Here is a 26,042-nt window from a genome sequence, read left to right as displayed (position 1 = left end):
TTTAAGGAAGAGCGATTTTCTTTTCTATTAAAATCGAATGGTCTTTTCCCACGATATTACCGTATTCCGTCGCTTCGCTTTTAAATAATAAAACAGGCTTCGGAAAAATAACAAAATAAATAATTGCGCATACGTAAAATAAAGAATAAAGCCAATGAATAAATTTAGCGGCGAAAACGTTCTTTCCGCAGCCTGGGCGCTAAACAGCTGCACTGTGTAGATTAAATAAGAAACATACCATATCATCAACATTGGCAGCGGAATGGTTAAGCTCACATATCCAAAAATACCTGCAATAAATAAGCAATCCGAAACCATCAGAAACATTAAAAATAGGACATATACAAGCAGCTGCTGAAGCGTGTGGACAAGCATCCTTCCTTTATAATAATCAAAGGAAGAAAGCATTTTTTCAATCACATAAAGATTTCCTTGCAGCCATCGTGTTCGCTGCCGGATAAGAACATCCAGTTTCTCCGGCTCCTGTTCCCACGTCACCGATTCCGGAACAATCGGAAGCAATCCCCCTGCCCTTGTAATTCGCAGTGTCAATTCAGCGTCTTCCGCCAATGCGTATACATCGTAATTTCCCACTTCTTCGATCACCGAACGCTTCACCAACATATTGGTTCCTGTCAATGACCCCGTCCGGAATAAAAACCATCTCCCCGCTTGCATTAATAGCTGAAACACTTGAAATTCTAGCGATATCATACGAGTTAGCCAATTTTTTTGCTCATTTACCGTTCTGACATAACCAACCGCCCCCGCTGCTCCAACCGTAGTCTCGGCTGCCTCTACAAGCAAGGTTAGCGCCTGGGGTTCCGGCTGATTATCTGCATCATACACGGCAAAATATTCGGAACCGGAGATTTCCAGCCCATAATTTAACACTCTCGACTTTCCTTTTGGAAATCCTTGCGGAACACGAATGTGATGAACATGCTTAAATCTTTCCGCAAACGCGTCGGCGATCATTCCCGTATCATCTTCTGAATTGTCATTTAAAACATAGATGTGCAACTCTCCAGGATATTGTAATTTCACCATTGCTTCTAACGTTTTCCCGATGACTTTTCCTTCATTATGGGCCGGAATCAACACATCTACACTTGGGTAGCGGTCCAACATTATTCGTTTCTTTCGTTTCAAGCGATAATACAGGCCAAATACCGTCAAAACGGAATAGTACAACAGAACAATCGAAAACACGGAGGAAATAACGATAAACAAGATGTTCATGAAGAAACTCCCCCCTCCGTTATGGAACCAATTTCTTTGATTTCTTTCACAATCTCTTCTTCTTGAATACGGATCGTCTCTCTCACTTTCAAAAAATAGCGATCCATTGCAATCCTCATTCCTTTTTCATCCGTATTTTGCAATAAAACGACAAACGTCATATCATCCCATTTTCCCACCAAATCATATCTTTCGCGGAATGTCTGAACTGCCAAAGCGGTCAATTGATCAAGCAAAGCATTGCAAACAGAAACAGGAAAAGATTCCAACGAAAAGTAAATTTCATATCCCTTCTCTCCGCGCCGTTCCATTGCCTTATTGACAAGAGCCCTTCTCTCTTCAAACTCTTGCCTCGTCAATACTTTTGAAGAACCAACGTACTTCATAAATACAGCCACTTGTTCTTTGAGATGATGATTTTCCTCTTCCAATCCCTTCAGCCAATACAGACATACATACATCATGACCATATGAAACATCATAACGATATGATGAAAGATAGCCCGCAGCTGAATGTCCGCGTCCCATCCGCTGATTAATGCCGTGATTAGTTCAGCCAGCGCTGTGGCTAAAATATAAGCAATAAGCAAAACAAATCCCTGCCTGCGGGACAAAACAGCAAAAAAGAAAATGGCCAACACATACTGAATCACCACTGCAAGGACTTGATCTTTTGGAAATATATAGTTTATACTAACCGGAAAAAGCAAACAGATGCCGATATAAAGCCAACTAAATTTTTGTCTCATCGTTCCTCCCATTTTCATATGATCATTCCGCAACTCCTGCTAAATAATATAGAAAGTCACCAAAAGCAGAATGTCCTTTAGGATTACTTTTGTTCCATCATCCATTTCCTACATTGTTATTTTACTATAGCTATCGTCATCATTCTTTTATCATTATCTGGAATAAATGTTAACTTTTTATAAAAATATTCTGTCTATGATGTTCCTTACAACAAGGACACGAATCTATATAAATGTAACTTAGAAATTCAACCTCCGTATAATATTGGTTCATTTGGTTGATACTGCTCCTAAGAAACCGAACGGAAAAGGAGCAGAGCATAACCGATGAAACGATTGAAAATCACAGATGACCATGGATTCACAGCTCGGAAATTACGAAAAGAAGAACGAAAAATCAAAGATGCTTCTTTGCGTCAACGAGTGACCGCCGTCCGATTGATCATGGAAGGCTATCTCGGGAAAGAAGTGGCAGAGATGTTGAACCTCCATCGTCAATCCGTGTCTACCTACGTCCAGTTATTTAATGAAGGTGGATTGGAGAAGTTACTCGATAAAAAAACTCCTCCCGGGAAGTCTCCGTATCTGACAGAAGAACAACAGAAGAAGTTAAAACACATGATTTTACACAGCACTCCTTTCGAACAAGGATTGGGGATGGCTACTTCTTGGGATACTCGTATCATTCCATCCTACCTTCAAAATCAATACGGGATTTCCATGACAAGGGTAGGGGTGAATAAAATGCTTCACCGCCTTGGACTCTCCTACACTCGTCCCACCTATACCTTGGCGAAAGGAGACGAACAGAAGCAACGGGCATTTGTGCAAGAGATGGAGATGATAAAAAAACTGATGACCGGCGATATGGTTGTGTTGTATGCGGACGAAACACATATTCGTTCCTATCAAGCATTGAGAGCCACGTGGGCTGAAGTAGGAAAACAAAAGCAAATCCCTACCTATGGGCACCATGCCAGTGTCACGTTATTTGGTGCGGTAAATGTCCTCGATGGAAAGGTCGTCGTGCAACAGGCATCCGCTTGTAACACGGGTTCCTTTCTTGAAGTTGTCCAGCGCATTTTACAAACGTATCAGGGGAAATACGTTCTTTTGGTCTTAGATAATGCCCGGATTCATCATGCGAAACAAGTGCAAAAATTTTTGCGTAAACACGAAGAGCCAATCATGTTTTTCTTTTTACCACCCTATTCCCCTCATTTAAATCCGATTGAGCGTCTTTGGAAATGGTTGAAAGAGTCTGTCATTGCCAACCGATTTCACAAAGATCTTCATGCCATTGAGCAGTCAGTGAACAGTTTTTTAGAGTACATTGACAATCACTGCGAAGAAGTTCTACAGCGCTTAGGGTGTGCTTGCTTGAGAAGTCGAAATGTTAAGTTACATTTATATAAATATTGGATGTATTTATGTTATTTCTCGCATATGCATGGTGTTATTAAACTATAATGTCCCTTTCTTTCATTAACAACGATTACGCAAGTATTGGGGAAATAACAAACGCTGTTTCGTTATTATACGATACTGCAATGGCATCTTTCGATTCTAACAAACAAAAAAAGAGCCGTTCACTTCTAGACATAGCAAACTCTGACAAAAACAATATGGAGTTAATCCTTTTGTTTACAAAACATATCAATGAGATGAAGCTGTCCCCAGCCATAATAAATATATCATTTTTTCGAAACTTGCTTTTTGTCTTAACGTCTTACTTGTATCAGAGCATGCTCATTAAGCTGCTGAAAGAGTTCGAATGTTTATCTTTCCATAAAACGTGCGAAAAGTCCTTTCCGTGCAAGTCTTTCTGTTTCTCCCATTTCCATTTGCCATCGTCTTGAAACCATTCGAAATAGTATCCACAAACGACCACCGCTAAAAGAAAAGGAGCCAGGGCCATTTAAACCCTAGCTCCCTTGCTTGGCTGCTTTTATACTTATTTGCCTTTAAGACAATTTCTCCTTCACCCACACAAACTGATACGGAAGCAACCGGAACGATCTGTTTATTTTTTCTCCCGTCCATAAATCTTCCCCGCTTACTCCTAAATCGACAGCAATTTCGGCTGGTGTCACGTTGACAACAAAATATATCGAGTCGCCAGTCTGTTCGTTCGTTCTTTTTACGGCAAATACGTGATCGCCTAGTTCGATCACTTGCTGCGGGGCGTACGGGGAAAATGCCGATTGTGTGCGGCGGATGGCGATCATTCGTTTCAATCCACGGAAAATCGCGCAGCGCCGAGAATTCGTTTGTAGTTCACGAACAATTTGGCTGTACTCCAGTTTTTCGCGATTTATCCGGCGCGGAATTCCCGATTGTTCCAGCCCTTTATAATCATTGCGCGAACCGAGTAAAGAGTGATAATAAATCGCCGGAACACCAATGACCGATAACAAAATCGCATGAGCTGCAAGCATTTTTTGAACTTGCTGCTGCTCGGTCACATCGACACCTTTGTTAATAAGCGCATCAAAATAATTAATATTCAGCTCATACACCGATTGGCTGCCATCCGTGTTCGTTTTATAGGACACTTTCCCACCGTTTTGTAATACTTTGTCCACAAGCAGTTGTTTCTCTTCTTCCGTCAAAATCCCTTCTGTCGGACGCATGCCGATTCCGTCGTGGCTCGCTAAAAAGTTAAAATACGTAGCGCTGTCGGAAACTTTATCAATCGTTTTCGCCCACTCTGTCAACTTGCGAGAATGATGGACCGTAAACGTATATAACACGAGCGGCGGCAAAGAAAATTGGTAAACCATATGCGCCTCGTTCATCCCATTACCAAAATAACGAATATTTTCATCATGCGGCACGTTCGTTTCTGTAATGATATTCGTGTTCGGCTGAAAATAGTCGAGAAGAAGGCGCCATAACTGAATAATTGCATGCGTTTGCGGCAAGTGCATGCAGCTTGTACCAGATTCCTTCCAAATGAAGCCGATCGCATCTAACCGGATGCTCGTGCCGTGTCTATGCGCATACTCAAGCAAAATATCGGTCATTTCTAATAGCACAGGGAAATGCCGGAAATTCAAATCTATTTGATCTTCGCTAAATGTTGTCCAAGCCGTTTTCACCCGATGAATCCCTTGATACTCATGGAACAACGGTGTCGTGCGCGGACGAATGACGTTGCTTGTATCAAAAGACGGATCTTTCGGAATAAAATAATGCTCATATTTTGGATCGTCCGCTAAATACCGCTGAAACCATTCGCTCGATTTCGAAATATGATTAGCGACAAAGTCAAACATGAGACGATAATCCGCCGCCATCGCTTCAATTTGTTCCCAACCGCCAAGTTTCGGATGAATTTTCCGATAATCTGTCACTGAAAAACCGTCATCGGATGTATATGGAAACATCGGAAGCAAGTGGACATCTGTAATGATGTCGCCTACTTGCTCCTTCAAAAATCGATGCAGTGTCTCTAACGCTGGTTTCCCTTTTTCAAAAATGCTGTCACCATACGTGATTAAATAAACATTCTTCTCTGACAGCGGCTCGTTTTTTCGCCATTGTTTTGCTTCCCAACGCTCGATGAAAGAGCGGAATGCCACTGCATATTCCTCTTTGTATTCCTGTCCATATATTTCTTTCAACTTTTGTTCTACTTGTGCCATTACATCACATTTTTTCATTGTCTCTCATCACCTTTAACTTCAATGTAATATATCCTTTCGCATCTATGCGGCAGCTTTCAGCCACTTCGCATATCTCTTCTTCCGCTAAATTCGTCTTCACAATGGATAGGACGTACGGGCTTTTTACTGTAAATGTTTGCGGCTCCGATGTCGGATTAAAGACGCGCACAACAACCGATGAATCATCATACGCCTGTTTACAAACACTCATAAAGATAGCATTGTTATCGATTTCCAATAATGAAAATTGTTCTGGCGCTCGCTCGATCGGATACGGAATTTCAAAGCGGTCAAGCCGCTCTTCCAACGTGTTCAACGTTTGCAGCTGATAGGACGCAAAATGGCCGCGGTAAGCGTCGATGAGCGCAAAAATTCGTTTCGGGTCCCGTTTTTCCTTCGCCACGTAAATCGCATATTCAAAATCAAGTTTCTTTTTCAACTGCGCATCTGGCGTATAAACGACTTGGTTATTGATTCCCGAAGCCCGGCCTGGCCGCCATAACAAATCATCTCTTCCTAACAATCCGACACTGCGAAATAGCGTTAAGGCGAATTCTTTCGTTCCGCTTAACACTTCATACTCTTTTATCCCTTTTGTAATCACGGCAAATACGAAATGATCATCATGCACTCCTGCCACGTTCTCCAACGGATAAATCGGTACTGGTGCTTCAGCGAAGTTTCGCTCCCTCCAATTTGCTAAATACGGATTGTCGACCGAACGTTCGACTAAGCTGAATCCTTGGTCGGCAAACGATGTTCTCGGATTAGCCACCGGCGTTTTTAACAACACGCGAAGACGATGGTCTTCCATCTTGTTTTCCACCTCATGGCGGACTCGCACAAACGCTTCCCCTTTACGCAGCTCGAGCGTAGTCATTACCGTTAGTTCACTTGATTTCATGTTAGTTTTTCGCTCCGTAAGGTTCGCAGGAGCTTTAACGGTATGTTGGACGACCATTGTTTCCGTCAAACAACCTTTTTCTACCGAAAGGAGCTCGGCCTTCTCCAAATAAATCGGTTCATCCCCTTCCAACGGCGAATAATCGTACGAATCTCCCGCATCGCCCGTATTTTCCAACCGGAAAAAGTGCCGAATCGTTTCACCAGACCGTTTATCGGTTAACGTCAACATCCCTTGTTCATACGACACAGTAAAACAGTCATTTTCAATCCATTCCTCTTCCACGCGTACACGTTTTTCTAAACCGGTCTGTCCTTCGATAATTTCATACGTACAATATCCGAGTGGCGGGGCGTTTTCTACATGAAGCTGGATTTCCGTCCGATAATATCCAGGAAGCGCGACTTCTTTTTCCCCTTCAGCCGTAACAACAATCTTTTTCCCTCCCGACAAATGCCGCTGCGCGGTCATTTCTGCTTGAACTGGTTTTCCGTCTGTCGTCATGATTTGGAAATTCGGGCTTTTGGTAAAAATAACTCCTTTCACTACACCGGAAAACGTTCGCGGCTGTGTATGGAAGAAAACGTATATGTTTTCTTTTTCAAGCTTGTTGCTAATGGCGCGTGCGATTTGCTTTTTCACGACATTCATTAAGCCGTCTGCCATACGATTAATCTTTTTCAAACGGAAAAGAATCGCTTCATTCGTCTCATCCGAGTTGCATCCCCCGATGCTGTCATGGGCGTGCACATCAAATAATTGTTTCCACATTTGATCAAGCCAAGCTTTCGGGTAGTTTAACCCTAACGTTTGGCCGATGACTGCAAGCGGCTCGAGCACGTGCAGCAGTTTATGCTCGACGATGGCGTTCATCTGCTTTATATCATATCGTTGCGAACGAATCGTATGATGAATACGCGATTGCTGCGTGGCGAGCAATTCTCCTTCAATAACGTTATGAAACGATTCATCCGCCCATGTTTCTTTCATAAACGTTTCATAATCGGACAAAACATACTCCCGCTCTGGATCGATGTCATTCAACTCCGCCACCGTTTCCGGAAAATGCTCACGGACAAGCACTTGGTCACCGCCTGCTGGCAATAGAAGATGATCGCAATGCCTATTCATTTCCTCTAATTTTTCAATCATCGGCAATAACTGTTTTTGCACATATTCACGGTCAGAAGACAAAAATTTGCCAGGGCCGTACCCAAGATAAATATGATTCGCCTTTACCGATTGGCCGTCAGGAGACTTCCAAATAAAATTCACATCTCCGTGCAACTTGTCCGTATAAATCCCCCGCTGCAAAATGCTAAACTGCAGGCCAAAACCGCGGAAAATGGATGGCAAATAAGCGTTTTGCCCGAAAATATCTGGTAAATATCCAATTTCCATACTATGGCCCATTTCTTTCGCAATCTTCGTTCCGTAAAGCAAATTGCGGATGATCGATTCTTTGTGCACAAGGAGCGAATCGGTTTGCGTATACCAAGGGCCAACAAAGAGACGCTTCATTTTAATGAGCTTTTGGAGCCGTTCTTTATTTTCCGGACGAACTTTTATATATTCCTCGACGATCGAGGATTGACCGTCAAACACATACGCCGTATACGATTCATCCCGTTCTAGAACGTTTAACAGATGATCAAGATTTTCCGAAAGAAGAATGTCCGAATCTTCAATAGAAAAATACCATTCCCGATCCCAATGAGAATGAGGCACAACATAGACGCGTTTTTTCTTCACGAGTTAAGTACCCCCTTGATGTAATGAAGTAAACAAAACAGGAGGAAGAAAATATGGTTACGGGCACATGAACCCATAACCATATTTTTTTGTCTATAATTATTGCGATTGTTCGCTTCTTCTCAGTAAAGCAAAACGGATGAAAATGTTGGTAAACGCGATAAACAAGGAGCCGACGGCCAAACCGACTAAATATGCCCATAAGTTGTCGACGAGCGGCCATCCCCAAAACGCAGGAAGCGGAAGCCATTGAACTGCACCCAAATATACTGCTGTGCATGCACCCAAAATCGCACCAATTATATTAATCGGAATCGTAATAAGTGGGTTGCGCAGCATAAACGGAATCGCGCCTTCACTAATGGCGATAAAGCCAAGAAGCAAGGACGTGTTCCCCGCAATGCGCAAATTTTCATCAAACACCCGTCTGCCAACGACATATTTATCAAGAATCGTCGCCAACCCTAAACCGATTGGCGGAATGACGATCGCCAAAACGCGCGGTGTTAGCGGGAAAATATGATCAGCTGCTAATCCTATCGCAATCGCCCCTGCTGCTTTGTTAATCGGTCCGCCCAAATCAAAAGCGGTTGCCGCTGCGATGATCGCTGAAAGAATGAGTTCACCCGAGTCTTGTGCCGATTCAATCAAGTTGCGAAGCAATTCGTTCAAACCGCCGAAAACAGGATCAACAACGTAAAAATTTAAGAAAAAGATAGCTAACACGCTGATTGCCGGAATAATGAGCATTGGTTTCATTGCCTGGAAGTTTTTGCTTAATTTAATACGTTCATTTAAAAATCTTGAAATATAACCAGCAACTAACCCAAGAATTAATGCACCGAAAAACCCGGACGGCACCCCGTTTTCAATGCCCCAAAACGTATAGTGCAGCCCAGCGGCGAACGCACCGCCGATAAATCCTGAAACAAGACCAACACGATCAGCAATCGCATACGCGACAAAAGCGGCAAACACAGGATACATAAATTTAAAAATCATGCCGCCGAATTTATCTAAATGGTGGAGGATGACGAGCAACTCGTTCGAATGTGCAGCGTATTTGACATCGCTAATTTCGTTCACTAAACCGAACGGCATAGCCCCAAGCTTCGCAATCCCCATCATCAGCCCAGCAGCGACGATGACAGGAATCATGTAAGAAATTCCCGTAAGAACGGCTTGAGCCATTTCTGACCAAATTCCGCCTTTTTTGTCGCTACTTGTTTGCATTCCTTCATCGTTCGGCGTTTCTACCACCCCATCCGGCTGGTGAAGAACTTTTTCAATTAATCCTTTGGCGTTTTTTAACGGATCTGCCACTCTCGTCTGTACATACGGTTTTCCCGCAAAACGCCCGACCTTTTTCGGCGCGACATCAGTTGCAAAAATAACTCCGTCAGCTTTTCCGATGATATCTGCTGTAAACTCGTCTTGAATTCCGTTGGCCCCTTGCTTTTCCGTCAATACGCGAATTCCCAGTTCACGCCCCGCCTTTTCCAACGCTTCTGCGGCCATGTACGTATGGGCGATACCTGTTGCACAAGCCGTTACAGCCAACACTGTTTTTTCATAAGCAGCACCGCCATGCGCGGAAGACTGTTTCGCTTGATCCAACGCTTCCATAAATTCTTTCGCGGTTTTCGCTTTCATCAATCGGTCTAAATAATTTGCATCCATAAGGCGCAAGCTTAACTCGGACAATACATTTAAATGTGTCGTTCCCGCTTCCGTTTCTGGAATAGCGAGTAAAAAGACAAGCCTTACTTTATTGTTCGGATCAATACTTTCCCAATCTTCCACTGGTTTGGCTAAGCGCGCAACGGCAAACGCCGCTTTCTTGACCGCGCTCGATTTTCCGTGCGGAATCGCCAATCCGCGTTCTAAACCTGTCGGAGAAACATTCTCTCTCTTCATTACCGCTTGCAAAAACGCCTCTTTTGATGATAAGATACCGCTTTCAAAAAGCGCGTCAACCAAAGTGCGTATTACTTCTTCTTTACGCGAGAGATCGATATCAAAAAGAATCAATTCTTCTTTTGTCATCGTTTTTAGTTCCACGGTAATATCCCCCTCAATATGTTGAGATGAACTACTCTGATAAAGCGGTTTCACTTTAGTTGTAACATAGAATAGACTATCGCAGTTGTACATGTCGCGAACATTTATACTTTTTTCATGAGAGGGATTTCCGTTCCCGATATTGCTGAAAACAAGGCAAGTCTACTCATGGGCGTTGTGCTATAATAAATGCAACATCACAGAAACGAAGGGGTTCATATATGGGGAAAATCATCGACCGATTTTCTAAATATATCGGAAATTTAACATACGCGGAAAAACATGTTTTATATTATATCGAAGAACATCTAGAAGAAGCGAAGCAGCAATCGCTCACCACAATGGCAGAAAAAAACAACGTCAGCACGGCAACAATCATCCGAATGTGCCATAAGCTCGGGCTTGAAGGATTTTCCGAACTGAAATATATATTAAAAACGATCGACAGCCAGCTCATTCCCCGCGAAGAAGATACGATTGCGCGGTACAAAGCGGATTTGAACGAAACACTCCGTTCCTTAGAACGAAAAAACTTAGAAGAAATTAGCGAAAAGCTGTTACAAGCCAACCGCGTATTAATCGTCGCTGTCGGCTTGTCGAAAATGATCGGGGAATATTTCAGCAAACTTCTCATGCAAGTGAACAAACCGAGCACGTATGTGTACGAATCCCACATCATCGATTTATTGCCGAACATGATTCAGCCAAAAGACTTCATCGTCTTTATCTCCTCAAGCGGAGAGACAAAAACGATCATACAAGCTGCAGAAAAAATCCGTTTTAAAAACGTAGAAACACTCGCTATCACAAACAACGCCGACAGTACGCTCACTAGACTAGTGCACCAGAACATGAGCGCCCATATACAACATGCCCAATTCGCTGGCTATGATGTATCCGCCCGCTCCTCGCTCGTCGTTCTGATTGATATTTTATTCGAGTTTTTTATAAAAAAATATGTAAAAATAAAATGGAAAAACAAAAAATAAGCAAGAAATCTGCTATCCCTCTCCTAACAGGAGAGTTCATTCCTTTCGTTTTTTCAAAAAAATCCCGACTGTCAGAGGCAAGTCGATGAGTCACCTTCGTCACGCATAAGCAGTAGGCGAAAAATAGCTCACAGACTATTTATTCCGTAAGAAGTAGCATTTTCAAGTTCCACTTAGTATAGGTTTTTTCGATTCTAACAAACAAAAAAGAGCCGTTCACTTCTTGTTGTGACTGGCTCTCCTCTCTTTTCACAAGCAGGAAAAACGGCCGGGGCGGGCATGTCCCTCTTTTACGCCGTCTCATGCTGCTTCAAGGCGATATTATCCAGCATAAAACCGAGGATGGCCCCGATGATGGCCGGGACTACCCAACCCAATCCAACCGAGAAAAACGGCACCCAAGATAACAACGGTTCAAGCCATTTTGCCTCCACGCCAAACGCGTTCAAGCTGTCGTAAACGCTGAACACGGCGGTAAACAGCAAGGCCATCCCGTACGTTTTCGCCGAACCTTTATAAAAGCGATGGAAAAACGACATAACAACAAGCACAATCGCTAATGGATAAATCATCGTTAACACCGGGACAGAAAGCGAAATCAGCTGATTCAATCCTAAATTCGAAACGACCAAGCTGAAAATCGTAATGATCGTTACATACGTTTTGTACGATATGTTTGGAGTAATTTCATGAAAATATTGCGCGCACGCCGCGGTTAACCCGATGCAGGTCGTTAAACACGCTAAAGCAACAATGACGCCAAGCAACAGCTTCCCGCCGCTGCCAAATAAAAGCGCAGCCGCGCTCGATAATAAATCCCCGCCATTGGCAAATGGACCATTAACAGCCATTCTTGCCCCAAGCAACGCCGTCGCGATATAAACTAATGCCAAACCTGTCCCAGCGATGAACCCCGCTTGAATAGTCGCTTTTACCATTGCCGGTCGCTGCTGCACGCCTCTATCTTTCAGGGCGTTCACAACGACAATCCCAAAAGCAAGCGCCGCAATCGTATCCATTGTTAAATATCCTTCCATAAATCCTTTGAAAAGCGGAGCGGAAGCATATTTTTCCGCCGGTGCTTGCAGCGGATTTCGCAACTGGATGATTCCTGTGATGCAAAGAACGGCAATAGAAAGAAGCAAAATCGGCGTCAATATTTCCCCGATGCGGTCCACCAGCTTCGACGGATTTAAGCTTAACCAATAAACCAGTGCGAAAAAGATGATGGTAAACAGCAACAGCGAAAGCGCGCCGCCATTCCCGTTGAAAAACGGCTTTATCCCCATTTCATAAGTGACGCTCGCTCCCCGCGGAATGCCAAAAAACGGGCCAATCGCTAAATAGATCGCAATGGAAAAGCCTAAACTAAAGAGAGGATGAACATAATTCCCAATCGATTGAATCCCGTCTTTGGCAAGCGCAACAGCAGCAACAGCCAAAACAGGCAGGCTCACCCCTGTGATGACAAACCCAAAAATCGCCGGCCAAACCGCCTTTCCCGCTTCCATGCCAAGATACGGCGGAAAAATTAAGTTCCCTGCCCCGAAAAATAAGGCAAAAAGCATTAATCCCGTAAAGAAAATATCTTTCTTCTTCATCTAAGATGCCTCCATATATATTTTTAAATATTTTGAAAATAAAATTACTTAACTCTGTTCTTTGTCTGATTTAATTATTTTTATATAATTATGACTTTTTTAATATTACATTTTTTTCGCAATTACGTCAATGAAAATATATTGAAAAATACTTGTATCATCGCATTTAACAAAAAAGAACGCTATGCAAGAAAATAAAAGTTAACATAGTGATAAATTTTTCTGTCTGCATATTTTAATATTTCAAAAAATAAAAAACAGGCAACCTCTTAACGGAAGCCCGCAAAAAAACGGCTTAGCGCCTGTTTTCCTCGCTGAATCAATTCCTCATTATTGTGTAAATTCCGCACCCAATCCATCGAAAAATAAAATCTCTTTTTCCGCCATTTCTTAAACTTCATCCTAGCCATTGCATTGTCTCTTTATATGTCGGTACTGATAAACAATTTTAAGACCGTATCTTCTCGATATATTCACAAGGAATACAAAGAAGAAATATCCAAATAGTATTGGAAACCTTATTTTTGGAGCAATAGTTATATGATTTTTTCTACAGGAGAAGCCCCTTTAGAAGTAATAAAAAAATAGATTGAAAACCAAGGAAAATAGATCTTTCGCGACTAACCCCTCCTAAATGCTTCGCATTCTAGAAGGGGAATGTATCGCATATTTTTTATTCAAAATAATCGCGAAGGCCATTGACAATCGCGTTTGCCGCTTCCTGCTGGTAATGATCTGCAGCGACGATGCCCGCTTCTGCCGGATTGCTTAAATATCCCAGCTCCACTAATACAGACGGAAGCCTGTTTTCGCGGAGAACGTAATAATTTCCGAAACTCACCCCGCGGAACGGAATCGGCGTCATGCGGGAAAGCGGATGTTCCAGCGACAATGCGAGCAAATAGTCAGAAAACAGATCATAGTAATATACCGTCGCTCCTTTGGCATGCTGGTCCTTCGCACTATCATAATGAATGCTAATAAACGCATCAGCGCGGCAGCGGTATGCCATTTGTACACGTTCAGGCAATGAAACGTAACGATCGCTCGAGCGCGTCAAAACGGCGTTTGCCCCTTGCGCTTGCAGCTTTTCTTTTAGAAGCCGCGCCGTCCGCAATGTCAGCGTTTTTTCCTTGATTCCTGTATGGCTAATGGTGCCGCTGTCTTTGCCGCCATGCCCGGCATCGATCACGATCGTTTTTCCTTTTAATGCATTGGACTCTGACTGGCCATTGGCATCAGCGGAAACAAGCCAGCCGGCAATATAACCTTTCGCCCCATTTGACAGTTCAATTTCATACCAATTACCGATCTTCCCTAGTACTCGGTAACGCTCTCCGTATTGCGCCATCGCCTGGATAGGGCTTCTGAGGGACGGAAGCGCACGGATGTTAACATTAGAATACAATACGGTCACAAAGGAAGACGCTGTCTTCGCAACAGTAGAAATATATTCACTGGATACCCAGCCTGTCTTGCCATCATTCATCAAGATTTGATCCCAGTTTTCTTGCTTGTCCGTAATAGTTACTTGCTCCCCATAAGTCACTTTTCCAACGCGTTTCGCCGCCAGTGACGGCTGCACCCGCACATAGAGCGAATCTGCCGTTACCCACCCAGCTTTTGCTTCCATTTCTTGACGATGATAGGAGGAAAGATAAGAAGAAAAGACCCAGCCAATAAGCGAAGAGGTGACGACTTTCCTCCAGTCCCCGTCCGTTTCTAACACGGAGACGACTTCCCCCTTGGACAAATGTCCGACGATACGCCCATCGCGGCCAGGCGTGAGGCGCACTCGCAACCGATCCTCCTGAGAGACCGCCTGCTCAAGAACAAGCTTAGTATACGTTTTCGCCACCCACCCAGCTTGATTTCGTTTCATTTGCACTTTCACCCAACCGGCCCGTTCCTCGATCAACTGATACGTTTCCCCTTGGTGGACTTTCGCCAACAAACGGTACGACATTCCCGGCCCTTGGCGAACGTTCACTTCCTTTGCTGTCACGACTACCGTCTGCCTCTCGTTTTTTGCCGCAAGCACCGGCAGCACCATCCCCACAACCATGGAGAGGCAAAACAAAAATAATAGCAGTCTCATCCGCCGCAAACACAATAGCGATCCCTCCAGCTCGTCTATATTTCTACTATATAGTTCGAGGGGATAAATAGTTTTCCTATCTATGTGCCCGCAAAACCTATCGACAGAAATAGCGCTCCCTCTTGCACGAAAGAAACACCCTCTCCTCGCCCTGCACCGCCAAAGCGGTTTCGTTTCGCTTTAATGGCGGCCCGCAGTTATTGCCAAAAAACGACAAGAAATAGACTTTAGCACATTTTAAGGAAGTTAAATGATGATCATGATTTCGCGAACGTAGTGATATGGTGCTACACATCTTTTTTAAACTTGTCCCTGTCAAGTAGCCAATAAATAAAAAACCTTATTAAACAGCCGCAGCCAGATATTCTCTAGAAATACAGCCGTCTCCTTTGTGTCCGTTCATTTTTATAGTGAGTACAGGGAAGAAGAAATGGGGAATTGATCGATGATTTTACGCTTCGTCCATTCCTCATCCCAATATTTCTTCACCACATCTAATTTATATATTCTTTACTGTAAGTTTTCCTGATCTTGCCCATAAAAATATCCCCTTCATAGTAAACAGTGCATTCCTTCTTTTTCAGTCTACTATAAGGGGATCATACGAGAAACGGGAAACCGTTCGTTTGAAGTGGGAGGAGAGCTGGTCTTATCGGCAACTCCGCGAACATTTTGGAATCAGGAGCTTTCTCCCATTTAAAGACAGAGAAGCTGTATTTAGTGTGCCTAAAAACCATTGAACAAGCACACCAGACGATAGAAGAGTATATTCATTTTAACAATCACAGTCGTTTCCAAGAAAAACTAAACGGCCTTTTCCCGGTTGAATACCGAGAAAAGACCGCAGTTTAATATACTCTTTTTTCAATACCTACTTGACATGGTGATGTGCAGCGATGGTATGGATTGCATCGATATTTGCTGCATGTGTTATACTGCAACCCTATGCATAATTTTGAGTTTTTACTCTAGTTTTGCAACACCATCTACAGTGTTAAATACATTGATAAAATGGAGGAACTATGATAAATTAGTATAGAAACACATTTTGTTCCACAAATTATAAAAAATACCCCATTATAATTATACATCATAACCTCCCTTCAGTCAATCCCCATTTTTCATTTTTAAAGGAGTGATTGATATGAATAAGGAACTTCAGCAGGAGCAAGAACGATTGGACAGCATAATGAAGATAATTACAGAGCAAATCCGCATGCTGGAAGATGAAACCTTCCGGCGCCGGAAAGAAGTGATTGATATCCGCAAACACTTTTGGGATGACGTCAAGGTTAATATAGATACTTTCGACGATTTTCTGGAGACGATCATCGGCTTGAGACAACAGGCTCAGCTCCTGTCCGTAAGCCAAAGCACCCACAGACACGCCTTCAAGAGGTTGTCTACGCTGCGCCGTATGCAGGAGGTGCCTTATTTTGGCCGAATCGATTTCACTGAAGAAGGAACTTCCGCTGCTGAACGAATCTATATCGGCATCTCCACGCTCACGGATACAAGCGGAGAGAACATCCTTATCTACGACTGGCGGGCGCCGATCTCGAGTATCTACTACGATTACCCTCCCGGTCCGGCCGAATATGCTACACCCGGAGGTGTAATCCGTGGCATGCTGGAGAAAAAATGGCAATATATCATCCGCGGCGGTGTTATCAAATCGATGTTCGATACCAGTCTCACCATTGGAGACGAGATTTTAAAGCAGGTGCTTGGCAGAGTCACAGACAAACATATGCACAACATCGTGGCCACCATTCAACGGGAACAAAACCGGATCATCCGGCATGATCGCGGGCGGATGCTCATTGTGCAAGGCCCCGCTGGCAGCGGCAAGACGTCTGCCGCCCTGCAGCGGATCGCTTACTTGCTCTACAAGTATCGGGACAGGCTGAAATCCGATCAAATCATTCTATTTTCACCTAATTCGATGTTTAATAGCTACGTATCCAATGTGTTGCCTGAACTTGGCGAAGAGAATATGCAGCAGGTCACATTCCAGGAATACTTGGAGCATCGGCTGAGCAAAGAATTTCAAGTCGAGGGTCCATACGAACAATTGGAATATGTGCTGACTGAAGCGGATGACCCTTCATACCGGACTAGGATTGCGAGCATTCGATTCAAGGCATCGACCCGTTTTTTCGAGGCGATCAAAACATATTGGAAGTCGCTGGAATACTCCGGCATGCTATTCAAAGATATTCTATTTAGAGGAAAACCGATCGTCACCGCCCAACAAATCGCGGAAAGGTTTTATAGCAGCGACACCTCGCTCCGCTTTCATAACAGACTTGAAAAGTTGACGGATTGGCTAAACAAGCAAATCGATAAAGCTGAGAAACTTGAACGGACCAAGCCATGGGTGCAGGAAGAAATCGAGCTGCTTAGCAACGAAGATTACCATAAGGCTCATACCCATTTACGGAAAAAACGCCGCTTCAAAGGAGAATCGTTAAACAATTATGAGAACGAGATTGAAGCGCTAGGCCAATTGATCGTCCGCCAAAAGCTAAAACCGTTGCGCAAACGGATCCGGACACTCCGTTTCATCGACTTTAAAGGAATATACAAACAGCTTTTCGCCGATCCAACGCGTATCAAACTGTGGATGGAGGGGGAAACGCCCAAGGAGTGGGAGAATATTTGCCGATTGACTGTGAAAATGCTAGACGAAGGCAAACTGTTTTACGAAGATGCAACGCCGTTTTTATTTTTGAAAGATCTGATTCAAGGCTTTCAGACGAACGTCTCGATCAAACACGTGCTTGTTGACGAAGCGCAAGATTATTCTCCGTTTCAATTCGAGTATTTGAAATGTTTGTTTCCCTCGGCAAGGATGACCGTGCTCGGCGACTTTAACCAGGCGATCTTCGCTCATGCCAGCGAAACGACCGATTTTCACACACTTACCAGCTTATACGGACCGGATGAAACGGATGTGATCACCTTGACACGCAGCTACAGATCCACAAGACAGATCGTCGAATTTACGCGCGGGCTTGTGCCCGATGGTGAACGGATTACTGCTTTTGAACGCGACGGCGATAAGCCTGTGCTGACGAGAGTGTCCGATCAGGCCGAACTGCACCGCTGCATTGCTTCCAAAGTCTCAGAATTGCGGAATCAGGGGTATAATACGATCGCGATTATATGCAAATCCGCTGCGGAAAGCACCGCCGCATACGATGCACTGAGCAACGTCGAAGAAATTAAGCTTGTGACGAGCGACTCGATGGAATATGAACAAGGCATTGTCGTCATACCGGCGTATTTGGCCAAAGGCATTGAATTCGACGCCGTCATCATTTATAACGCATCGGCGCAAGTATACAGCAATGAGAGCCTGCGCAGATTGTTCTACACCGCCTGCACCCGGGCTATGCATCACTTGCAGCTTTACAGTGTAGGCGAACCGAGCCCCTTTTTGCGCAACGTTGCGCCGGGGAGTTTACTTCTGATCCCGAGTTCACAAGGGACTAGTCGGGAGTCTTAAATGTGCCACTTTAATTTAGAATTAGAGGTGTGGCAACGACAATACGGATACTTTTTCCGCTACTCATATGACTAATGACAAATGACACAAAAACGCCAGCTGCCACAGAAGGCATGTGCCGATATGGGAATCGAAACCTTTATTTGACGCTGAATGAAGTGAGATAAAAAGCAGGAGGCTGTCCTCAAAAGGCCGTTTTACCGGCCTTTTGGGACAGCCTCAAAACGCATACTTTCGGAATGGGGAATGATCAGCCGCTTTTCTCTGTATCGACACACTCTTCCTTTTCGTATTTGATAAACGGATCGATAATCGTAATTTTTTGCGCCTCTGCGTCACTAATACCTGCATATAAATCAGCCGTTCCGTCCCCTTTGCGGACCAAGCCGCCGCTAAAAACAACATCAACAAGATCAGGACGCTTAGAAGCACCTTCTAAAAAATGAGATCTCGTCGCGATCAGTTCGATATCGGAAAACTCCATTGTATCAGGATTCAATACAAACACCATCGGGTAATAATGGCGATTTCCTTTTTCGTCAAAACAAGCGATATGGCCAAGCACACCAATGAGGCCGTTAGAAAGCAAGTGCAGTTCGTTCGCCCCGCCCCACTCTTCATCACTAAACTGGCCTTCTAACACCTGAGCTTTGTCCATAACCTCATGAGTAAAATGATCAAGCGACGGAATCCGGATAAACCCGATTTTGCCACGTCCGCCTTTTTCTCCTTGCGGCCGTGTCAGCACGCCAATCGATCCGTCTTTTAGCCCGATAAGCCGCACATCTTTCATGCCATCCGGACCTTTCGCAAACTCTTTTAAATCGTCAATACTCGCTCCTCTATAAAAAACGGTTCTCCATCCGGTTGAACCTTCGATGGTCGGATGTTGAAAAGTTTGCACACCGCCAAAGATTAATTCGCCGTCAATTTTCGTGAAAAACGGATCTTGCAGCGGAAATACCGGCGCCCCTTCCCGCGGTATCCATTCCCCGTTGCGATTCACAAAGAAATATACTTCGGAATGCTCGCTGTCCCGAGGTTCGACCCGGCCGGCAATGACAAGTTCACCCTTATCTTCAAACGGTGCTGAAATATTATAAACATCTCGATCTCCGACACCTTTGAAAATCAATTTTTCTGGATTGAAAGGCTGCGGAGCATTTTCAAGCTCTTTCAATAATACGGCGCATGTCTTGGCATGCGTCTTCTTTAACTTCACAAAAGCTCCCCCCAACAATCTTTGCAATCAATGTTGCATAATAGTAATAATTCATATTTAATACACACTGTTGCTTCACCGTCAAGTATTTTCAATCATACAGATCCTGCGGAAGCCTCCTTGATTTTTCATAAGCAACCTCTTAAGATTACAACACTTAATTTTACATTACAAACATATTAAGTCAATCATTTTTTATTTATTTTAATAGGATAATTTACCAAATACTGATTATAATGCAACTCCTCACTTTCCAGCCCAGCAAACCTCGACCGCCGGCAATAAAACCGCTTTGTGCCGCTTTTTGACAAAAAAATTCCGGACTTCATGGAAAGATAAACACTCCTTATTTTTCAAGTTGCAGTTCATTATTATTAACATTACAAAAAAACAAATGTAACGTTACAAATTATCCGCCATCCTAAAAACGATAAGCCGATCCCCCTTATATTTATGCGAATTTTCATTTTAACGTGCGGAAGCATACTGCCCATATTACAAACAGAAGCGCCTGTTGCTTAATTGCGATGAACGCATCCAATCAAGCACTGCCGTTGATGGCGGATACGCTTAAGCCGTCTAAAGAAACGGCTTGGCCATCTAAATGTCTTATCTTGATCATCTTGCGCTCCGAAGGAAGCAAATCAAAGAAATTATCCGAAAAAACAATTTTTTCCGCCGGGAGTTCCAGTTTGACAAAACGGGCAAAACAATCTGTTAAAATTTCAACTTCTTGTTTTTCCGGCATTACGTTTACTTGCAGCTTCGCCTTAGGCAGCTGAAGATCTTTATGATTTCTCAAGTAATAATAATTTTCTTTCGCTTTTTTATTCAACGATCTTAACCGGACAACCACTTGTTCAGCAAGCTCCCCTTGCAACACCTCCGCTTCGCTCAAGGAAGCAATAGGCAGCGAAGCATTCCCCTTCACATGGATCAAAAATTCTTTAGAGTACACGATCTCGCCATTGAAACGAAACACTTCGAACACCAGTGTATCCCGCACCTCTTCCAACCGGTCATTCACAACCCATAAATGCAAATCATCGCCAGGGTCATGTTCAAGCGTATATAAAAGCGGAGCATTAAATTTTTTGCTATAGTAATATGAAGCTTTCGGAAGCAGATAATAATCAATCATGGACCAGCTCGTGCCAGGCCAGCAGTCATTTAATTGCCAGATTAAAGCTCCGCTTGTTTGCGGTTTATTGCGGCGGTAATGTTCCATTCCGTACTTTAAACCTTCGGCTTGTGTGAGCATTGAATAATTCATGTATTCCTCTATATTGTTTGGAATGCCGGCATACCCTTCCATTAATAAAATCCCTTTTATATGATGGTAATCTTTATTCCGGTACGCCAATTCATCACTGCCCCAGTAAAAAGCGCCCTCAGGCATATTTTTTTCCAGCGTATAACGGTTCGCAGAAGCATGCATGCCAAACTCGCTGCAAAACCGTGTATGATCCTTTTTATAATTCCGAAACGAAACTCCTTCCACGCTGATGTTTTGTCCTAAATTTTGCCCGAATCTGCGAGGTTCTATATTCCCATGCCAAACTTGCCAATTATGGCGGTCCCCTTCCTCTGCCGAATTGTGATCATTTCCGCCATATGGCGAACTTGGCCAGTAAAACCTTGAAGGATCCAATTCTTCCAATAATTCTGGAATTAACTCATGGTATATTTTTTCTCCGTAAAACGGCGTGCGAATGTTGCCAGCGGCACGTTCCACTTCATACAGCCAATCATTTTCGTTATTTCCGCACCATAAAGCGACCGAAGGATGATTCCGCAGCCGCTTAACAACCGAAATCACTTCTTGGCGGACGTTTTCCATATAATCGCGGTTGTAATCCGGGTATAGCGCGCAGGCAAACATAAAGTCTTGCCAAACTAAAATTCCTTGGCGGTTGCATTCTTGATAAAAAACGTCTTTTTCATAAATGCCTCCGCCCCATACGCGCAACATATTCATATTCGCTTCTTTTGCTAGTTGAATAAGATGACGGTAGCGCGATTCCGGCGCAGATCCTAAAAAGCTGTCAACCGGAATCCAGTTCGCCCCTTTGGCAAACATCTCTACTCCGTTTAACACAAAGGTAAACCGCCGATTTCCTTCGCGATCTCTTTGCATGACTTCAATCGTCCGAATCCCAATTTCTGTTTCGTATATATCGAGCACCTCATCTTCCCATTTTAAAACGACCGCCAATTGATAAAGATTCGGCTCTCCTAAATCATGCGTCCACCAAAGTTTCGGATTATCAATATTCAATGTAATCGTTGCCCGATCTTTATCGATATTGACAGTTTGGGAAAATTGTTGCTCTTGATTTTTTAACGTTATTTCGGCCCGCAACTGTTTTCCCCTGACAAAGTTTTTGGTGTAAATATCAATTTGAACAAGCGCCCGGGAATCTTGGATGTCCAGCGTTCTTGCATAAACACTTTCGATTTTGGCAATTTTTCTTTTTTCTAAGCGCACCTCTTTCCAAATTCCTACTGTTAAAATTCGCGGTCCCCAGTCCCAGCCAAAATGATATTGAGCCTTGCGCGCCCATATGCGGTCTTTGTCAAATCCAGCCCAATAATTCTTCTCTTTGTCCTTTAATTGATAAGAAACAGGATTGAATTTGACAGCTATGACATTTCTTCCATTCACGATTTCCCTTGTAACATCAAACGTATGAGAAATAAACATATTTTCCGTCGACCCTAATTCCACTCCATTCAAATAAATCGTTGCAAACGTATCTAACCCTTCAAAAACCAATTCCAACCGTTCATCTTCTTCTAAGCTATCTTTTTCAAACATAAATTCAGTGCGGTACCACCAAACTTTTTCTTCCACCCATTTCGCTTTCCAATCATTATGGCCAAAGAAAGGATCATCAAGCAAATTTTTTTCAAGCAAAATGGAATGGACGTCTCCTGGCACCTTTGCAGATATCCAAAAATGATCCATATAGTTTGGATCGGCGATCTCCAAATCTTTTGCTCGTCCGACATCAAAACACTGTATTTTCCAATTTTTGTTGATTAACAAGATTGACTCCCCCCTCATTGCAAAGAAAAAGAGACCAAAACCTTATTTACAGTTCGCAGGCGGTCTCTTATTTTATAAAAATTGTTTCTCGCAGCAAACCTCCTTGGACAACCATTACTTCAATACAAACTGCATTCCCTCTTTGAAGTTTTTGCTAAAGATAATGAACAGGATCAGAATTGGAAATGTCAATAATACAGAAGCCGCGTACATTGGTCCCGGATACGCTCCATATGGGCCAAACATTTGCGCAAGCAGTACGTTCAGCGTCAGCATTTTTTCATTGTTAACTACCAGCATATCCCATAAAAGTTCTACCCATCTTTCCATAAAGAGGAATAGGAATATAATCGTTGTGATGGACTTAGACATTGGCAGGACAATTCGCGCAATAATGGTTAATTGCCCTGCGCCATCCATTTTCGCCGCTTCAATTAACTCATCGGGTATGCTGCGGAAAAAGTTCGTATACATAAATATCGCCCACAAACTCACGGCTTTCGGCAGAATCATCGCCCAATACGTGTCGTACATTCCAGAATAACGAACAATCAAAAAGAGTGGAATCAACAGGATAACCGCCGGATAAAACATTTGAAACAAAATGACATTGTTGAGAAAACGGCTGCCTTTAAACTTTAATTTAGCTAAAGAATATCCTACTAGAATCGCCGTCACTAGCATGAGCACAGTAGAAGACAAGGTGACAAATATGCTGTTAAAGAAGGCGCGAAGCCATGGTCTTGGAACAACGCCATCCCCGCCAGTAAATAACCATTCATATGATCGCAGGGTCAACTTCGTCGGAATAATTTTACGATCAACTTGTTCCCATGGAGCTAAGGAGCTTAAAATCATATATAAATAAGGAAACACCATGATGATCAGAACAACAAAAGCCAATACGTATAACAACGCGGTCTTTAATTTCTTACTCCCAGCCATGTCTTGCACCCCACTTTTCTAAAACCTTTCTAAACACGAGAATCGACGCGAACGTTACAACAGAATTGATGATCGCTATTGCTGTCCCATATCCGGCATTTAATTTTTCGAATGCCTGATTATAAATTTCCAGCTGCCATGTATGTGTTGAATAATCTGGTCCTCCGCCCGTTAATACGTATGGTTCCGTAAAGATTCCAAACATTAAACCTACTGCTAAAATGGTGACGGTATAAAACGACGGATACAGCATGGGAACGGTTACGTGCCAAAACCTTTTCCATCCGACGGCGCCATCTATTTCAGCTGCTTCATAGATTTCTTTCGGTATGCTTTCTAAACCAGATAAAAACAACAACGCATAGTATCCCATGAATTTCCACGCCATCATAAGAGCGATGATCAACGGCGCTAAAATCGGGGAACCTAACCAATCAATGTCCAAACCGAAATAATGCCGAAAGAACGTGTTTAGTGGACTGTTATAAGATAATACCCCATTGACGACAATGGCAGAAGCCACTCCCGATGCCAAATAAGGCAAGAAATATCCTACCGAAAACAAACCTTTCAGCTTAGGCAAAGAATGGATAATCAAAGCTAAACAGAGTGATCCCGCAATAACGATAGGAACAAACATCAACATAAATTTATAAGTGACCCAAAACGCAGCCCGTACGCTCTTACTAAAAAACGCTTCGATAAAATTTTGCAGTCCGACCATTTCGTAATCAGGAGCAATTAAATTCCAGTTTGTAAACGCTAAATAAATGGCCCAACAAAGCGGAAACAGAAAAAATATGATGGAATAGATAAGGTATGGGCTGGCCAAAAGCCACCCCAACCTTGTCGTTCTTTTATTCATTTACTTTAACACCCCGTTAATGGCTTTCTTCATATCTTCCCAAGCTTTATCAGCCGTTTTTTGCCCTTTCACAACCGGATTTAACGCTTCTTTGCCGATTAATTCTTGAATTTCTACTGTTTTTTCATTATCCATAGGCGGAATCGCGTTTGGAATATTTTCCGCATATTGTTTTAATTGAGGATTTTCCGCAAGATAAGAGGCAAACGCTTCATTTGTTGATAAATCATCACGCGCAGGTGGCAAATTCGTTTGTTTGAACCAAGCTAAATCGTTATTTGCATCAGAATATACCCATTTAATAAAGTCGAACGCAGCTTGTTGTTGCTCTTTCGTAGCAGAAGCATAAATGACAAGGCCTTTTGTGTCCGCAAACGTTTTGACGTTGTTTGGATCTACATCATCTGGCACAGGCGGCAAAGATAAAACATAATTTTGCTTAAACTCCATTTCCGGGAATTTTTCCGCCCAATACGGGAATGTCCATGGCCCCAAATCGACCATAATGGCTGTCGCATTTTCAAACGGGTCGGTTGCTTCTCTCGTCAATAACAAATCATTTTTACTTAAATCGCTAAAGAATTGAAGGGTTTTTACACCCGCTTCGTCATCCGCGACAAATTTATTTCCTTTTATAAAGTTGTTTCCATTCGAAGCTGCATTATATAACATAAAGAAATCAAACCATCTTGCCCACCATGTTGGTTTTACTAAATCAGCCCGCGCCCACAGAAATTTGTCAGGATATTTTTTCTTCAATTTTTTGCCAAGTTCAATAACCTCGCTGTATGTTTTTGGCGGCGCATCATACCCAAGCTCTTTTAGAACATCCATTCTCCAAGCAAACAACATCGCATTCGAGTAAATCGGCAAGACGTATTGATGGTTATCGGCAAACTTCCATCCTGAAATCGTTTCCTTCATTTGTCGCTTACTAATTAATTCAGCAAAACCTTTAAATTCGTCTAACGGTACAATCGCATGGCTCGCAGCTAATTGGGCGGCAAAACCTCGAGAAATATTTTCGGAGATCACCGGGGCATGTCCCGACGCAATGGCGGATTGGATTCCCGCTTCAGAAGAAGGGCTTTCCGGCATTGGTGAAACCTTGATTTTCACGTTTTTATGTTCTTTCATATAACCATCGGCCATCTTTTTCCAAAACGATTGCTGTGTCGGGTTAGGCGCGGCCCAGAAATCAATTTCAACAACGTTGTTAGCTCCATCCCCTTTTGCATTTTTCCCTTCATTTTGCCCTTGGCACCCCGTACCAATGAGAGCCACGACAAGCAACGCGGCAATGAGTTTCGTAAACCCTTTCTTTTTCATGTTTTTCCTCCCCCTTTTTATGCACATTTAAACTAACATGCCTTTAATTTGAAAATT

At 43.2% G+C, this 26,042-nt stretch carries 16 protein-coding genes and 1 pseudogene; 5 read left to right on the top strand and 12 right to left on the bottom strand.

Features of this window, described 5'->3' with window-relative positions; translation table 11 throughout:
* Positions 1-27: 27 nt before the first annotated feature.
* Together AOT13_RS04195 and AOT13_RS04190 are read right to left on the bottom strand one after the other, a co-directional pair.
* The gene (locus AOT13_RS04195; protein ID WP_042385762.1) at positions 28-1,242 is read right to left on the bottom strand and encodes a glycosyltransferase family 2 protein; all 1,215 of its coding nucleotides are present in this window, start codon (positions 1,240-1,242) and stop codon (positions 28-30) included.
* Positions 1,239-1,991, bottom strand: coding sequence for a hypothetical protein (locus AOT13_RS04190; protein ID WP_042385769.1), 753 nt, complete (start codon positions 1,989-1,991; stop codon positions 1,239-1,241). Before AOT13_RS04190 ends, AOT13_RS04195 begins: the two co-directional genes overlap by 4 nt.
* A gap of 327 nt (positions 1,992-2,318) precedes the next feature.
* On the opposite strand from AOT13_RS04190, the gene AOT13_RS04185 reads away from it, so the two are divergent.
* A complete protein-coding gene (locus tag AOT13_RS04185; RefSeq protein WP_232511562.1) occupies positions 2,319-3,461 on the top strand; it encodes an IS630 family transposase in 1,143 nt (380 codons plus the stop codon).
* A 494-nt stretch (positions 3,462-3,955) separates the two neighbouring features.
* On the opposite strand, the gene AOT13_RS04175 is transcribed toward AOT13_RS04185, so the two are convergent.
* The 3 genes from AOT13_RS04175 to AOT13_RS04165 form a co-directional block, all read right to left on the bottom strand.
* A complete protein-coding gene (locus tag AOT13_RS04175) occupies positions 3,956-5,656 on the bottom strand; it encodes a sugar phosphorylase (RefSeq protein ID WP_042384192.1) in 1,701 nt (566 codons plus the stop codon).
* On the bottom strand, positions 5,643-8,315 hold the full coding sequence (locus tag AOT13_RS04170; RefSeq protein WP_042384195.1) for a glycoside hydrolase family 38 N-terminal domain-containing protein: 2,673 nt from the start codon (positions 8,313-8,315) through the stop codon (positions 5,643-5,645). Before AOT13_RS04170 ends, AOT13_RS04175 begins: the two co-directional genes overlap by 14 nt.
* A 99-nt stretch (positions 8,316-8,414) precedes the next feature.
* On the bottom strand, positions 8,415-10,376 hold the full coding sequence (locus AOT13_RS04165; RefSeq protein ID WP_042384198.1) for a fructose-specific PTS transporter subunit EIIC: 1,962 nt from the start codon (positions 10,374-10,376) through the stop codon (positions 8,415-8,417).
* A gap of 221 nt (positions 10,377-10,597) precedes the next feature.
* Between AOT13_RS04165 and AOT13_RS04160 the strand changes: the two genes are divergently transcribed.
* Positions 10,598-11,365, top strand: a complete 768-nt coding sequence (locus AOT13_RS04160) for a MurR/RpiR family transcriptional regulator (protein WP_042384200.1) — start codon at positions 10,598-10,600, stop codon at positions 11,363-11,365.
* 290 nt (positions 11,366-11,655) lie between these two features.
* Here AOT13_RS04160 and brnQ read toward each other — a convergent pair whose 3' ends face one another.
* Positions 11,656-12,966 carry a branched-chain amino acid transport system II carrier protein gene (gene brnQ, locus AOT13_RS04155; protein WP_042384204.1) on the bottom strand — a complete coding sequence of 437 codons (1,311 nt, stop codon included), beginning with the start codon at positions 12,964-12,966 and terminating at the stop codon, positions 11,656-11,658.
* A 540-nt stretch (positions 12,967-13,506) separates the two neighbouring features.
* On the opposite strand from brnQ, the gene AOT13_RS21345 reads away from it, so the two are divergent.
* Positions 13,507-13,554, top strand: coding sequence for a hypothetical protein (locus AOT13_RS21345; RefSeq protein WP_418304031.1), 48 nt, complete (start codon positions 13,507-13,509; stop codon positions 13,552-13,554).
* 85 nt (positions 13,555-13,639) lie between these two features.
* Here AOT13_RS21345 and AOT13_RS04150 read toward each other — a convergent pair whose 3' ends face one another.
* Positions 13,640-15,079: an N-acetylmuramoyl-L-alanine amidase family protein gene (locus tag AOT13_RS04150; RefSeq protein WP_042384205.1), complete on the bottom strand. Its 1,440-nt coding sequence runs from the start codon at positions 15,077-15,079 to the stop codon at positions 13,640-13,642.
* A gap of 672 nt (positions 15,080-15,751) precedes the next feature.
* On the opposite strand from AOT13_RS04150, the pseudogene AOT13_RS19320 reads away from it, so the two are divergent.
* A pseudogene (locus AOT13_RS19320) lies at positions 15,752-15,916 on the top strand (IS3 family transposase); the annotation flags it as partial.
* A gap of 292 nt (positions 15,917-16,208) precedes the next feature.
* On the top strand, positions 16,209-18,575 hold the full coding sequence (gene helD / locus AOT13_RS04145; RefSeq protein WP_042384207.1) for an RNA polymerase recycling motor HelD: 2,367 nt from the start codon (positions 16,209-16,211) through the stop codon (positions 18,573-18,575).
* A 250-nt stretch (positions 18,576-18,825) separates the two neighbouring features.
* Here helD and AOT13_RS04140 read toward each other — a convergent pair whose 3' ends face one another.
* From AOT13_RS04140 to AOT13_RS04120, 5 genes are all read right to left on the bottom strand, one after another.
* Positions 18,826-19,797 (bottom strand): MTP-1 family protein, encoded by a 972-nt coding sequence (locus tag AOT13_RS04140; RefSeq protein ID WP_042384209.1) that lies wholly within the window; start codon positions 19,795-19,797, stop codon positions 18,826-18,828.
* A gap of 541 nt (positions 19,798-20,338) precedes the next feature.
* On the bottom strand, positions 20,339-22,846 hold the full coding sequence (locus tag AOT13_RS04135; protein ID WP_042384211.1) for a beta-mannosidase: 2,508 nt from the start codon (positions 22,844-22,846) through the stop codon (positions 20,339-20,341).
* 114 nt (positions 22,847-22,960) lie between these two features.
* Entirely contained in the window at positions 22,961-23,791 is an 831-nt protein-coding gene (locus tag AOT13_RS04130; RefSeq protein WP_042384214.1) for a carbohydrate ABC transporter permease, read from the bottom strand.
* Positions 23,778-24,656 (bottom strand): carbohydrate ABC transporter permease, encoded by an 879-nt coding sequence (locus AOT13_RS04125; protein WP_042384216.1) that lies wholly within the window; start codon positions 24,654-24,656, stop codon positions 23,778-23,780. The genes AOT13_RS04130 and AOT13_RS04125 overlap by 14 nt, the downstream gene beginning before the upstream one ends.
* Positions 24,657-25,985, bottom strand: a complete 1,329-nt coding sequence (locus tag AOT13_RS04120) for an extracellular solute-binding protein (protein WP_042384218.1) — start codon at positions 25,983-25,985, stop codon at positions 24,657-24,659.
* Positions 25,986-26,042: the final 57 nt, after the last annotated feature.

Origin of the sequence: Parageobacillus thermoglucosidasius, assembly GCF_001295365.1 — a bacterium.
Lineage (GTDB): Bacteria > Bacillota > Bacilli > Bacillales > Anoxybacillaceae > Parageobacillus > Parageobacillus thermoglucosidasius.
Note: the sequence above shows the minus strand (reverse complement) of the source record. Positions and strands in the feature narration are given on the sequence as shown.